This is a genomic window from Catenulispora pinistramenti, from assembly GCF_018274385.1.
Classification (GTDB): domain Bacteria; phylum Actinomycetota; class Actinomycetes; order Streptomycetales; family Catenulisporaceae; genus Catenulispora; species Catenulispora pinistramenti.
On sequence record NZ_JAAFYZ010000071.1, the window covers coordinates 1 to 12,744 of the forward strand.

Consider the following 12,744-nt stretch of genomic DNA (forward strand, 5'->3'; position numbering starts at 1 on the left):
GCTTGGGGGCGGGCCATCGGCCGCGAGCCGGCCTTTCGACCCCGGCTTCAGGCCGTCGGCCAGCCCCGCGCCAGCAGTTCCAGCAAGACCGTGACGTCCTGGCCGAAGAACCGGTCGCCGGTGCCGGACGGCAGCACGGCGGCCGTCTCCGCCAGCGCTCCGGACAGCCAGTCCGCGCCGCGCGGCGACCGGGCACCCAGCGCGTGGGCCTGGTGCACGGCCAGCAGTTCGCAGGCCAGCACCTCCCGCAGGCCGTCGAGCGCCCGGCGGCAGTCCTCTGCGGCCTCCACGGAGAAGGTCTGCACGTCCTCCTGCCCCGCCGACGTCTCGATCGTGCCGACGGTCGAGGGCGCGGCGAGGCGGCGCAGCGCGTGGACCACGCCGACCGCGCGCTTGTGGACCGGGGAGAGCCCGGTGTGCGGGCCGGGGTCGGGTGAGAGCTGGGGGTTCAGGCCGCTCGTTTTGGGGTCGAGCAGCCGGTGCAGGCGGGTCGCGCCGAGTTCTGCCGCGCCGATCACGGCCACCGTCAGGATGTGCAGGTGGGCCGCGAGGTCGTAGCCGTGGAAGCCTGCGGTACCGAGGAAGCGGCCGCCGCCGCCGTCGTCCGCTTCCGCATACGCCGGGGAGTCGGTGATGCCTTCCAACGCCCGCTGCACGGCCGCGTCCAGCATCGTCACGGCCCGCTCCAGGTGGGCCAGCACCTGTCCGGAGACCCGGAACGACACCGGTGGTTGCAGGGCGCGCGCCGCTGCTTCCGGAGTTCCGGCCAGGCGGGACAGCTCGGCGGTCACCTGCCGTAGTACCTCGTCACCTCGGGCCAGGACGGGATCGATCGCGTCGCGCGCCGCTCCGGTCAGGGCGAACTCCGCCGCCACGAGCGATACGCACTGACGCAGCAGGGTGCGGGCGTCTTCGGCGTGCAGGATCGCTAGAGCGGTGGTCACCGGCACGCCTTGGATGAGCGCGACGCCCTCCTTGGCTCCCAAGCGCAGCGGTGCGAGACCGGCGGCGTCCAGTGCCGCTTCAGCGGGGACCGCTTCAGCGGGGACCGCATCAACAGCAGGCTCGCGAGCCCCTGAGCCGGCCGCCGAACCGTCGCCGGACAGGACCAGGCCGCGGCCGCTGATCGGTGCCGCGAGGTGGGCCAGCGCGATGATCTCACCGGAGTTGCCCAGGCCGCTGCGGGGAACGGCGGGCAGCACGTCGTGTTCGAGCATGGCGGCCAGCTGCTCGCACAGGCCTGCGCTGACACCGCTGTCGTTGTTGAGGAACGTGCGCAGCCGGACCGCCAGGACCGCCCGCGTCTCCCCGCGCGTCAGCCACGGCGGGCCGCCGGCCGACCGGGCGAGCATCAGCGCCTCCTGATGCCGGGCCTGTTCGGACTGGTCGAGGCGGCGCTCGCTGAGCGCTCCCATCCCGGTGTTGACGCCGTAGACCGGGGTGCCGGATTCCAGGGCGTGCAGAACCCGGGCGCGGCGGGCCGCGACGCGGTCGGTGAGTGCGGCCGACAGCTCCGGGACGTCGCCGGCGCGGGCGATCCGGAGGATCGCCGATGCTCCGAGATCGGCGGCGGTCTCGATGGCGATGCGGCGCGGTGCAGGTCGTCGCGCGCTCATCTCACCGATACCGCAGCATCGTGCCGACCTCGCCGCGCTCGGCCCGTTCCAGGATCAGGTGGCCGACCGCGACATCGAGGATGGACAGCCCGCGGTGCCACAGCAAGATGCGCTCCTGCGGCTTCTCCCGGCCGGGCTTCTGTCCTGACACCACGGCTCCCAGTTCGGCGTACAACGTCTCCGAAGACAGCTTGCCGGTGTCCACGTGATGGCGCAGCGCGCCGAACCGGCCGGACCGCGCCTCGCGCCAGTCGTCCACGACGACCTTGTCCATGACGTCGAGCAGGTCCTCCGAGACCGCGCTGATCGTGCCGTACGGCACGACGAACGCGCCCGGCTTGACCAGCCCCGGGTGCAGCAGCGGGGAGGGTTCGGTGAGCCGGGTGGCCTCGACGAGGATGTCCGCGCCGTCGAAGGCCTCGGCGGCGGTGTCGACGACGCGCACCGGGGTGTCGGTGGCCGCGCGCAGCTGGTCGGCGAACGCCTCCCGCGACTCCGGACGCCGGCTCGTCACCCGTATCTCGTCCAGTTCGAAGAGCGCGTCGAGCATCGTGACGTTGGAGAACGCGGTGCCGCGCGCGCCGACGTGGCCGAGGATCCCGGCATCCGGCCGGGCCAGGTGGCGCGCGCCGACCGCGGTCATGGCGCCGGTGCGGGCCTCGGTGATGAAGGTGGCGTCGATGATGGCCCGCGGCACGCCGGTGGTGGGGTCGTAGAGGGTGAGCAGGGCCAGCTCGCTGGGCAGGCCGAGCTGGAAGTTGGGCACGAAGTCGCCGACCACCTTCACCCCGCTGACGCCGTGTTCCCCGAGGGTGGCGACGTGGCCGCGCAGGACGTTGAAGTGGCCGATGCCGCCGTTGTCCGGGACCAGGTGGGTGCGCGGCTCGAAGACGGTCTCGCCGCGGCCGTGGGCGGCCACGACCTGTTCGACGGCGTCGATGATCTCCGCCTGCCCGATGCCCAGTTCCTCCACGTCCGGACCGGACAGGAACCTGAGCCAGATGCCTTCTTGCTGGGGATGGGGGTGCATGGGACGTCCCGGGGTGGTGATCGGCGGTGTCGGTCGGGATGATCGGGATGATCGAGATGATCGAGATGATCGGCGGTGCTCGGTGGTGATCGAGGGCGGGATGCCACCATAACCGCTTCTTGACCTTCACCCAGGGGCCGAGTCCACAGTCAGGGACACCGGGCGATCACCCGGGAACGAGGGAGAAGACCATGGACCTGCTCAGCATCAGCGCGTTCGCGCACCTGACCCGGCTCTCGCCCAAGGCCCTGCGGCTCTACGACGAACTGGGTCTGCTCGCACCGGCGCACGTCGACCCGGCCTCCGGCTACCGCTGGTACTCGCCGGGCCAGCTCGGACGCGCCCGCCGAGTCGCGCAGCTGCGTCAGCTGGACATGCCGCTGGCCCGCATCCGGACGGTCATCGACCTGCCGCCCGAAGGGGTGGCGGCAGAGGTCGGCGCCTACTGGACCGAGCAGCGCCAGGCCTGGCAGGCCAAGCAGGAACTGGTCGACTACCTCATCAACCACCTGACAGGAAAGGCAATCACCATGTACGACGTCAACGTCCGCGCCCTCCCGGCCCGGACCCTGCTGACCATCACCGAACACCTGACGCCGGACCAGATCGGCGCCTTCGCCACTCCCCTGTTCGCACTCTTCAGCGGCCCGACCATCGACCGCCCCGAAGGCGAGGCGGGCCGGCCGTTCCTGCGTTACCACGGCGAGATCAGCAACGACAGCGACGGCCCGATCGAGTTCTGCTGCCCGATCAACGCCGCCGCCGAAGCCGACCTGACCCGCCGCTACCCCGACATGGCGACGGTCAGCGAGGAGGCGGGGCGCGAGGCGTACATCAGCGTCCCCAAGGCGAACATGATGACCGCGGTCGGTTTCGAGTCGCTGCACCAGTGGCTGACCGACAATGAGGAGGAGGCTGACTGGCTGCCCCGCCAGATCTTCCTGCGCGACCCGGCGACGGCCGAAGCCATGGACGCGGTCTATGAGTTGGCGGTGGGTTTGCGCGGGTGAGGCGCGCGGGCTCGGTGATTCCTGGGGCGGTCCATGCGTCAGGGGACTGAGTTCGGCGGCCGGGTCCATCGTGCGTGCACGGTGGACCCGGCCGTATGTCTGTCCTCGTCCCTCAGCCGTCAACCGTCGGCTGTCCGCCGTCAGTCGAAGCTCAGCCCGAACTGCTCCGCCTGGCCGATCGACGTCGAGCCGGCGATCAGCGGTGACGAGCCGCCGTTCGGCGCCGTCACGTAGTCGTTGTTCGCATGCGACCGCAGACTGACGCTGCCGATGCCGTTGGCGACGAGGTCGAACTCCTCCCACGGCCCGATCGAGGTGCGGTTGGCGATCAGCGGCGAGGCACCGGCGTTGTCCGCCGTCACGATGTCGCTGTTCGCGTGGGCCCGCAGGCTGACGCTGCCGTCGCTGTTCGGGATCAGGTCGAACGTCTCCCACGGTCCGACCGAGGTGCGGTTCGCGATCAGCGGTGCGGCGCCGGCGTTGTCGGCCGTGACGTAGTCGTTGTTCGCGTTGGCCCGGAGGCTGACCGGGACGGTGTCCCGGACCAGGTCGAACTCCTCCCACGGCCCGATCGAGGTGCGGTCGGCGATCAGCGGCGAGGCACCGGCGTTGTCGGCCGTGACAATGTTCTGATTCGTGTAAGAACGAAGGCTGACACTCCCGTCCGCGTTGTGGATCAGCCCGAACACCTCCCAGTTGCCGACCCCGCCGCGGTTGGCGATCAGCGGTGCGGCGCCGTCGTTGTCGGCGGTCACCCAGCTGTTGTCGGACAACGCCATCAGGTTCACGGTGCCGTCGGTGCCGGTGACCAGCTCGAACTCCTCGGGCTTGGCGATCGAGGCGGAGTCCGCGATCAGCGCCGTGGTGTTGTTGGCCGCGTCGACGTACTTGCCGTTCGCGTGCGCCTTCAGGCTGACCACGGAGGCGCTGGTGCTGAACGTGGTGTTGTTGTTCGCGTAGCCGGCGGCGGTGACGTTCGCCTGCACCGCGTTCTCGGTCGCGTCGGAGGGGAAGCCGGAGGTGACGGCGCCTTCGAAGAACTCGCCCTTGCCCAGATCGCTGTTGTCCCCGCCGGTGCCCAGTTCGATCGAGTTCTGCACTTTCATCGGGTTGTATCCCGGACTCGGCAATGCCCCCGAATACGCCTGCGTCAACCCGCCGGATTGCCCGCTGCCGTATTTCAGCGTGAAGTTCGTGGTGCCGTTGTTCTTCTCCCAGGCGGTCACGAACGATCCGGTCTCGCTGGGGATGCCCGAGGGGTTGGGGCCGCTGCCGCTGAAGTACATGCCGTTCTCCAGGTCGCCGCCGACCCACGGGCCGCTCCCGGTGCAGCCGCCGGTCCAGCACGCGGTGCCGTAGTAGATCGCGTTCATCGTGCCGTTGCCGTCGTCGCTGTCGTTGGTCTCGGCCGAGCCGAAGTCGAAGCAGCAGCTGCCGCTGGTCAGGTTGGACGAGGTCAGCATGTACTCGCCCTCGGGCTGCGCGCCGGTGGGCACGTTCTTCGCGGCGTTGTCGCGGTAGCCGGTGCCGACGTCGTTGACGAGCACGCCGTACGCCGGCTGGCCGCCGACCGTCACGGGCAGCGCCATCGCGTTCGCGCCGATGTCCGCGCCGTTCGGGCCGGGACCGCCGAGCCCGCCGGAGCAGCCGGAACACGACTTGCCGGGCGAGACCGGCAGGTTGTTGGCGTTGGCGCTCTGGTCGTAGAGCTGGGTGATGGTGCAGGTGGTGCCGGAGCAGAACGACACCTGCGGCGCCGAGTTCGCCACCCCGCCCGCGGACTCCAGGCCGATGTTCAGGGTGCTGTTATCGGAGGCGCGCTGGACCTGGTAGAGCGGGCCGTCATACGAGCCGAACATCGCCCGGGTGGTGCTGTACGCGGCCTGGCACGGTGTGTTGCCGGACGCGTAGATGTCGCACGGCCCCTGCGTCGCCGCCGTGGCCCTCGTCGTGGTCGCGGCGAGCACCGGCACCGTGAGCGCCAGCGCGAGCAGGAAGCCGAGCAGCAGCCGCAGACGCGGCGAGACTCTGATCTTGGCCAGCACAGATACCTCCGGAAGACGTCAGGCCTATGACACACCGGACACGTTCATCCGACTATTGACATAAGTCAAGACTCGGCGCGGAATCTGGCGGAGGTGTTTCGGTGGATCTCCTGCATAACCCCGCTAGCCGCTTGGCCGCTTGGCCTTGCCGGGCAGGCGAATGCCCGGCTCCTCGACGACGGGTATGCCGCCGGGGAGCCGGGCCGGGCGATCCGGGCGGTCAGCAGGTCAGATTGCCGCCCGGGGTGACGCCGAGGATGGAGGTGAAGGACTCGTAGTCGTTGACCCGGTCCTGCATCTCCCCGGTGTTGCCGCCGTCGCACTCGATGTCGTTGATGGCCCGGATGGTGGCGCCGAACCCGTTCCCGTCGACCATCGCCTGGTGCGAGGTCACCGAACCGTTCCCGGTTCCGGTGAACCAGTACCACAGCGCGGTCTCCCAGGAGATCGCCGAGTTGGTGGCGACCAGGTCCGGGTTGTCCAGCAGGTCCTGGCCGATGGCCTGGCCCGCCGCGTGGTAGTTGAAGTTCCAGGACAGCTGCAACGGTCCGCGGCCGTAGTAGGAGTACGTGCCGGCCGGGCAGCCGTAGGACTGACTGGTGTCGCAGTAGTCGCCGGACTGGTCGATCTCACGGATGTACACCAGCCCGCCGGTCTCGTGGTCCACGTTGGCCAGGAACGCCGCCGCCTCCTGGCGCTGCGTCGTGGAGCTGCCGGTGGTGGCGAACGCCGGGTAGGCGCTGAGCGCGGAGACCAGGCCGCTGTAGGTGTAGAAGGCGTTCCGGTTCGGGAACATCTGGTCGAACTGCGCCTCGCTCACCACGAAACCGCCGTCGCCGGTCCCGCCGCCGGGCAGCGTCCAGGACTGGTTGGCGGTGCCGCCGCAAGCCCAGATCTGCACCTGCGTGCCCGAGCCGCCATAGCCGGTGTCGTCCAGGCACTTGCCGGAGTTCGGGTTCAGCAGCGCGCCGTTCGACTGCGGCTGCCACACCTGTGCGCCGGTGCCGTTGCAGGTGTACAGGTCGACCAGAGTGCCGTTAGCCGTGCCGGCGCCGGTCACGTCCAGGCACATGCCGAGGACCTGCAGCGTGCTACCGGATCCCACCGTCCACTGCTGGGCGTTGGTGCCGTTGCACGTGTAAACCTGGATCGGGTTCGACAGCGCGGTACTGGCAGCGCGATCGTCCAGACACAGCCCCTGATAGCCGGTGATCTGGCCGGTGCCGCTGGCCGCGTGCGCGACGCCCGCGGCGCCGAGTCCGGTGCCGATTCCGATGCCGGCCACGAGCGCGAGCGCCCCGAGGACGGATACCGCGCGGCGTCTGAACCTGGGTATCAGCGAGTTCTTGTTCGGTTTCATCCGGTCACTTCCTGCCTTCCTGACGTGAGCGATGATGAGCCCTGACGAACCGGTGCCTCCGTACCTCCTAGCCGGGCAGGTTCCACTGCTGGTTGCCGGACCCGGTGCAGTCCCAGATCTGGAGCCGAGTGCCGTTGGCGCTGCTGGCGCCGGTGGCGTCCAGGCAGCGTCCCGAGTTCGCGTTGCGCAGGCTGTTGTTCGCGCCCGCCGCCCACTGCTGCGCGGCTGTTCCGTTGCAGTCGTAGAGCTGGACCTGCGTGCCGTTCGCGGTGCCGGCCCCGGTGACGTCCAGGCACTTGCCGAGCGCTCGGATCGTGCCGTCGGTGCCGACGGTCCACTGCTGCGCGCCGGTGCCGTTGCAGTCGTAGAGCTGGACGGCCGTGCCGTTGGCGGTGTTCGCGCCCGCGACGTCCACGCACTTGCCACCGATGCCTGTGATCGGACCGGTACCGCCGCCACCCCCGCCGGAGCCCGGCGTGGCGTTGAAGGAGAAGGAGTTCGTGCCCAGCCCCTGACCGCCCTGCCAGATCTCGAACCCGGCCTCGGCGTCGATCAAGTAGGAGTTCGCGCCGGTGACGCCGCGCTGCACCGAGTCATTGATCAGAGCCTTGACATCCAGGTTCGTCACCGACGTGCTGCCGCCCTGCAGGACGTAGGACACGATGTTCCAGGACGTCTGGCGGCCGGTGTAGACGTCCCAGTTCAGGCCGCTGGCGGACACGGTGCCCACCTTCGACCCGAACGGCCCCACCCCGCCCCGGCTGTTGATCCAGATCATGATCTCGCTGTCGTCCGGCTGGCCGCCGGTGGTGGGCGCGGAGTTGGTCCACAGGTCGTAGGCGACGTCATACGCGCCGGAGCCCGGCTGCGTGGTCGACCAGGACGAGGTCGCGCTGCCCAGGTTGCCGACCTGGATCGGCAGCCCGCTGTTGGTGGTGCACGCACCCCAATGGCACCCCTTGTAGATCGAGGGATATGTGGCCGGAGCACCACCACTGAGGTTGAAGTTCGCGGTACTCACCGTCCACGCGGTGCCGGACGTGGCCGTCACACACTGCGGAGCGGAGGAGTTCCACTCGTTGTTCTGCAACGTGTACTCGCCGCCGGCCAGGCTGACGGAGCCCTGCGGCTGGCAGTTGGTGACGTCCGCGGGAGCCGCGGCGCCGTGCGCGGACCCGACGGTCATGGCGGGCACGGCGAGCGCCACGCACACCGCCACGAAGATGGATGGGACGCGAGAGCGGATCGACAGTCTTCGAAACATGGGAGGAGCCCCTTACCGAATGAGGCATGGCGGCACCGCACGGGAGACCTGCGGTGGGTGGCAGTCGAGAGGTGGACTGTGACAGTCCTTTAATTCACGACTTAGTTCACGTCAGGATTGAACTCCCGACGCCCGGGCGGGTCAAGGGTCTAGACCAAAGTCATCGCGATGGAGAGCATGTGCTGCCGACGTTCCAGCGCTACCGCGATACCGCAGCAGCACCTGCACCGGCAGCCGAAGCCGCGCTCGAAACAGCCCTCGAAGCCCGCACCGCCAGTACCAGCGCGACCACCGTGACCACAGCGGCGGTGGCGAAGGCGGCGTGGTAGCCGATGCCCGCCGCGATCGACCCGCCGACCGGGCCGGCGATCAGGATGCCGATGTCCCAGAACGATGTCATCGCCCCGACCGCCGCGCCGCCGGACTCGGTCCGGGCGCGGTGCAGGGTCATCGCGGCGGTCGCCGGGTAGATGAGGCCGAGTCCGGCTCCGGTGATCGCGGCGCCGACGAGGGTCACGGCGAGGTCCGGTGCCGCGGCCAGCAGGGCCAGACCCGCGGCCTGGACGACCAGCGTCACGCGCGCCACGGCCGCGCCGCCGTGGCCGTCGACCAGCGGGCTGCCGAAGCCGCGTACCACCAGGAAGGCGCAGGCGAAGACCGGCAGCGCCACGACTCGGCCGGCCGAGTGGCCCAGCGACAGGACCAGCAGTGCCGCGAGTGTGCCGTAGCCGTACGCGGCCAGGCCGATGATCGACCCGGGCAGCGTTACGCCTGGAGGTAGAAGCGGGCCCGGATTCTTAGTGCCGGCCACGAAAGTCGGCTTCTGCGCCGTCACCACCAGCACCGCCGACAGCAGCGGCAGCGCGGCGACCGTCCACCACACCGCGGTCGAGCCGGCCGCCCCGGCGACGGCCGCGGCCAGCACCGGGCCCAGTGTCAGCCCGCCCCACATCGACAGGCCGAACCAGCCGGCGACGCGGCCGCGCTGGTCGGGCGGGGTGTCGGCGAGGACCCACGGGAGCGCGCCGGAGAACAGCGCCGCCTCGCCAGCGCCCATCACCAGCCGGCAGAGCAAGAGCACTGCGATGTCCGGAGCGAACAGGGTTCCGACGCCGGCCACCGCTGCCAGCAGGCCGCCGACGACGACCACGGCGCGCGAGCGGCCGGCGTCGCCCCAGCGGCCGGCGAAGGGGCGGCCCGCGGCGGCGGCGGCGAACGCGGCGCCGACGACCAGGCCGATCATCGCCGGTCCGACGTGGAACTTCGCGGAGAGGAAGGGCGGTAGTTCCTGTAGCGTCGCGCCGAGCGCGAGATAACCGCTCAGCACTGCCAGCCAGAGTCGTCGTGTCGGTGCCACCCGACTGACAGTACCGATCGGTACTGTGACAGTACAAGTCGGTATCGTAGAGCGGGAAGGAGGTCCGACCGTGGCCCAAGGAGTGCTGCCCAACCCGTCCGCCACCCGCGCGCGGATCCTGGACACCGCGACGTCGCTGTTCTACGAACGCGGCGTGCACGCGGTCGGCGTCAACGAGATCGCCGCGGCGGCGGGCGCCTCGAAGCTGAGCCTGTACCGGTACTTCCCGTCCAAGGCGGAGCTGGTCCGGGCCATGCTCACCGAGCACAGCGACCGCATCCACGCCTGGCTGGCGCGCAAGACCGCACTGGCGGCGGCGTCCGGGCCGGACCGCGTGCTGGCGGTCTTCGACGTCCTCACCGAGTGGTTCGCCCAGCCCGGCTACCACGGCTGCGCGATCGTCAACGGCGTCACCGACACCCGCGCCGATCCGGAGGTCGCCGCGATCGCGCGCGCCCACCTGCACCGCTACCTCGACCTGCTCGAAGACCTGCTCGCGGGCCTCGCCGTGGCCGATCCCGAGACGCTGGCCAGGCAGTTGCTGCTGCTGATCGAGGGCGCCAGCGTCGTCGTCACCATCGAGGGGACGACCGACGCCGGCGCGGACGCGCGGAAAGCGGCAGCGGCGCTCCTGCGGGCGGCGACACCGGCGAGCTGACCCGAAGGGAATCGGAAGCAGCTCAGAGCCGGCGACCGGCGCGTGGCTGTGTGTTCCCCGATGGTGACAGCCTCATCCAGCGCTCTCCCGGCTGCCGTGTCCTCGGCCTCGGCCCCATCCCTCGGCAGTCATCGTGCGCAACGCCTCCTCCATACCGTCGACCAACTCCGCGCCGAGGCGTTCTACCCACATCCGCCGGTGCCGGGCCATGGTCTGGGCGGTCCGCCACAGCGCACGGCGGCCCAGGGGCGTGATCCGGACGAGCTTGGCGCGGGCGTCGGCCGGGTCGGGCACCCGCTCCACGTAGCCCGCGTGTTCGAGGGTTGCGACGGTCTTGGCCGCGGCCTGCTTGGACATGCCGAACCGACGGCCGAGTTCGGCGGCCGTGGTGCCCTCCCCGATGGCGTCGAGGACCATGCCGTGCAGCGGCCGCGGGTCCGGTTCAGTGGCCGCGACCACGGTATTCGCCGCCTCGGCAAGCTCCGCCGGCTCGGCAAGCTCCGCGGGCTCGGCGAGCCCGACCTGCGCATCGTCGACCAGGGCCCGGAATCCCCGCAGCAACAGCAGCGGCAGATCCGAGCCCCGCGGTACCGCCGCGTCCGACCCGATCGATCCCCGCACCGGGTCAGCCGGGGACGTGGAAGTCCCGCCGATACCACAGCAGCGGCCGGGTGACGGAGTCCAGCCGGACCGCGATCAGTTCCCCGACCAGCAGGTCGTGGTCGCCGATCGTGATCCGCTCGGCGGTGCGGCACTTGAAGACCGCGTTGGCGTCGGACAGGCACGGCAGCTCGGTCACCGGACAGGCCTCGAACTCCCGCCCGGCGAACCGGTCGGCGCCGTGCTCGGCGAACCGGCGGGCCAGCTCCCGGTGCTGGTCGCCCAGCAGGTTGACGGCGAACCCCTCGGCCTTGGCCAGCGCGCCGTAGCAGCTGGAGGTGTGTGCCACCCCGACCACGACCAGCGGCGGGTCCAGCGACATCGAGGCCACCGAACTCGCGGTGAACCCCCAGGGGCGCCCGTCCGGGCCCCGGGTGGTGATGATGGCGAGCGGCGCCGCCAGCCGGGACATCGCCTCACGGAAGACGACGGGATCCACGGCGGACAGACCGCTGTCGACAGACGTGCTCACGACCGGCCCTTTCTACGGTGATGGTGCTCGATCGGGATCAGGATCCGAGTCCGAATCCGGACTCGGAGTCAGGATCCGGAATCAGGATCAGGACGCTCGCGGGCGCGGCACGCCCGCGAGCTCAGGCTCAAGCCCAGGTGCTCAGCTCTTCCCCGCACTGCGCGCGGCCTCGCGCGACTGCGCCGCGAAGTCCCCGCGGTTCTCGGACACCCAGCGCTGCGAAGCCCGCCGGCTGTCCAGCGCGCCGTTGAAGTTCGGGGCGACGTAGCGGGCCAGCAGCTCATAGCTGTGCTTGGTCTGCTCGCGGGTGGCCCAGTCCTGAGTGTTGACCAACAGGGTGCCGAAGCCGCCGCTGTCCTCCAGCATCCGGCCGATCGCCTCGACCGCGTCGTCCACCGAGCCGATGATCGCGGTGCGGGTCTCGACGGCCACCTCGGCCTCGCGGCCCTCCGGCAGCTTGGCCTCGGCGCCGATGGTGTCCCGGACGTACTCCCGGAACCAGTTGGCCATGCCGTCCTGGACCTGGGCGAGCGCCTCGGCGCGGGTATCGGCGACGTGCACGCAGATCGCGACCCGCCACTTGTCCCGGTCCACGGTCTTGCCGTGCGCGGCGGCCTCCTCCTCGGCCGCCTGCCAGAGCTTGGCCAGCGGCGGCTCCTCCATGCCGGGGCGGCCGGCGAACGTCAGGGAGTTGAGACCGTGCCGGCCGGCCAGCCGCATGCCGCGCTCCGAGCCCGCGCTGGCGACCATCATGTCGAAACAAGGCTTCTGATACGGCCGCAGGTGCAGGCGCGCCTCGTTCAGCTCGAACCAGTCGGTCTTCATGGTGAGCGGTTCCTCGGAGTGCAGCAGATGCACCAGCGCTTCCAACGATTCGGACATCATCCGGCGCTGGTCGCCGGCCGCGATGCCCATCATGTGCGCGTCGGCCGGCGAGACCCCGGCGCCCATGCCGAACATCACCCGGCCCCGGCTCTGGTGGTCCAGCTGCACGACCCGGTTGGCCGCGGTCAGCGGGTGGTGGTAGGGCAGGCTGACGACGCCGGTGCCGAGCTTGATGCGCTTGGTGCGCTCGGCGGCGGCGGCCAGGAACACCTCCGGCGAGCTGACGGTGGACCAGCCGCCGGAGTGGTGCTCGCCGATCCACACCTCGTCCAGGCCGAGCTCATCGAGCCACTGGACCAGGTCCAGATCCCGCCAGAAGTTGCTGGTCGGGTCCTCCTTCAGAGAGTGGAACGGCGGGATGAACGCGCCGAAGCGGAGAGTCATCGT

11 protein-coding genes are annotated in these 12,744 nt (G+C 70.4%); 2 read left to right on the top strand and 9 right to left on the bottom strand.

Annotated features, from left to right (window positions below):
* Positions 1-47: 47 nt before the first annotated feature.
* Positions 48-1,616 (bottom strand): aromatic amino acid lyase, encoded by a 1,569-nt coding sequence (locus KGQ19_RS21195; protein ID WP_212010943.1) that lies wholly within the window; start codon positions 1,614-1,616, stop codon positions 48-50.
* Position 1,617: 1 nt separating this feature from the next.
* On the bottom strand, positions 1,618-2,646 hold the full coding sequence (locus tag KGQ19_RS21200; RefSeq protein ID WP_212010944.1) for an ornithine cyclodeaminase family protein: 1,029 nt from the start codon (positions 2,644-2,646) through the stop codon (positions 1,618-1,620).
* Positions 2,647-2,837: 191 nt separating this feature from the next.
* Between KGQ19_RS21200 and KGQ19_RS21205 the strand changes: the two genes are divergently transcribed.
* Positions 2,838-3,656: a MerR family transcriptional regulator gene (locus tag KGQ19_RS21205; RefSeq protein ID WP_212010945.1), complete on the top strand. Its 819-nt coding sequence runs from the start codon at positions 2,838-2,840 to the stop codon at positions 3,654-3,656.
* A gap of 140 nt (positions 3,657-3,796) precedes the next feature.
* Here KGQ19_RS21205 and KGQ19_RS21210 read toward each other — a convergent pair whose 3' ends face one another.
* The 4 genes from KGQ19_RS21210 to KGQ19_RS21225 form a co-directional block, all read right to left on the bottom strand.
* The gene (locus KGQ19_RS21210) at positions 3,797-5,701 is read right to left on the bottom strand and encodes an arabinofuranosidase catalytic domain-containing protein (protein ID WP_212010946.1); all 1,905 of its coding nucleotides are present in this window, start codon (positions 5,699-5,701) and stop codon (positions 3,797-3,799) included.
* 220 nt (positions 5,702-5,921) lie between these two features.
* Complete coding sequence (locus KGQ19_RS21215; RefSeq protein ID WP_212010947.1) at positions 5,922-7,061, bottom strand: glycoside hydrolase family 19 protein; 1,140 nt, start codon at positions 7,059-7,061, stop codon at positions 5,922-5,924.
* 67 nt (positions 7,062-7,128) lie between these two features.
* Positions 7,129-8,325 carry a ricin-type beta-trefoil lectin domain protein gene (locus KGQ19_RS21220; protein WP_212010948.1) on the bottom strand — a complete coding sequence of 399 codons (1,197 nt, stop codon included), beginning with the start codon at positions 8,323-8,325 and terminating at the stop codon, positions 7,129-7,131.
* A 199-nt stretch (positions 8,326-8,524) separates the two neighbouring features.
* Complete coding sequence (locus KGQ19_RS21225) at positions 8,525-9,682, bottom strand: MFS transporter (protein WP_307856466.1); 1,158 nt, start codon at positions 9,680-9,682, stop codon at positions 8,525-8,527.
* A 70-nt stretch (positions 9,683-9,752) separates the two neighbouring features.
* Here KGQ19_RS21225 and KGQ19_RS21230 point away from each other — a divergent pair, with 70 nt between their 5' ends.
* Positions 9,753-10,340: a TetR/AcrR family transcriptional regulator gene (locus tag KGQ19_RS21230; RefSeq protein WP_212010949.1), complete on the top strand. Its 588-nt coding sequence runs from the start codon at positions 9,753-9,755 to the stop codon at positions 10,338-10,340.
* A 72-nt stretch (positions 10,341-10,412) separates the two neighbouring features.
* On the opposite strand, the gene KGQ19_RS21235 is transcribed toward KGQ19_RS21230, so the two are convergent.
* The 3 genes from KGQ19_RS21235 to KGQ19_RS21245 all read right to left on the bottom strand — a co-directional run bounded on the left by KGQ19_RS21235 (position 10,413) and on the right by KGQ19_RS21245 (position 12,741).
* Entirely contained in the window at positions 10,413-10,961 is a 549-nt protein-coding gene (locus KGQ19_RS21235) for a MarR family winged helix-turn-helix transcriptional regulator (protein ID WP_307856467.1), read from the bottom strand.
* A gap of 4 nt (positions 10,962-10,965) precedes the next feature.
* Positions 10,966-11,472 carry a flavin reductase family protein gene (locus KGQ19_RS21240; RefSeq protein WP_307856468.1) on the bottom strand — a complete coding sequence of 169 codons (507 nt, stop codon included), beginning with the start codon at positions 11,470-11,472 and terminating at the stop codon, positions 10,966-10,968.
* 141 nt (positions 11,473-11,613) lie between these two features.
* Positions 11,614-12,741 (bottom strand): LLM class flavin-dependent oxidoreductase, encoded by a 1,128-nt coding sequence (locus tag KGQ19_RS21245; RefSeq protein ID WP_212010950.1) that lies wholly within the window; start codon positions 12,739-12,741, stop codon positions 11,614-11,616.
* Positions 12,742-12,744: the final 3 nt, after the last annotated feature.

Excerpts from the sequence above, each read along its gene's own strand:
- KGQ19_RS21245 (WP_212010950.1), bottom strand. The coding sequence starts at position 12,741 with ATGACTCTCCGCTTCGGCGCGTTCATCCCGCCGTTCCACTCTCTGAAG.
- KGQ19_RS21220 (WP_212010948.1), bottom strand. The coding sequence starts at position 8,325 with ATGTTTCGAAGACTGTCGATCCGCTCTCGCGTCCCATCCATCTTCGTG.
- KGQ19_RS21205 (WP_212010945.1), top strand. The coding sequence starts at position 2,838 with ATGGACCTGCTCAGCATCAGCGCGTTCGCGCACCTGACCCGGCTCTCG.
- KGQ19_RS21215 (WP_212010947.1), bottom strand. The coding sequence starts at position 7,061 with ATGAAACCGAACAAGAACTCGCTGATACCCAGGTTCAGACGCCGCGCG.
- KGQ19_RS21195 (WP_212010943.1), bottom strand. The coding sequence starts at position 1,616 with ATGAGCGCGCGACGACCTGCACCGCGCCGCATCGCCATCGAGACCGCC.
- KGQ19_RS21200 (WP_212010944.1), bottom strand. The coding sequence starts at position 2,646 with ATGCACCCCCATCCCCAGCAAGAAGGCATCTGGCTCAGGTTCCTGTCC.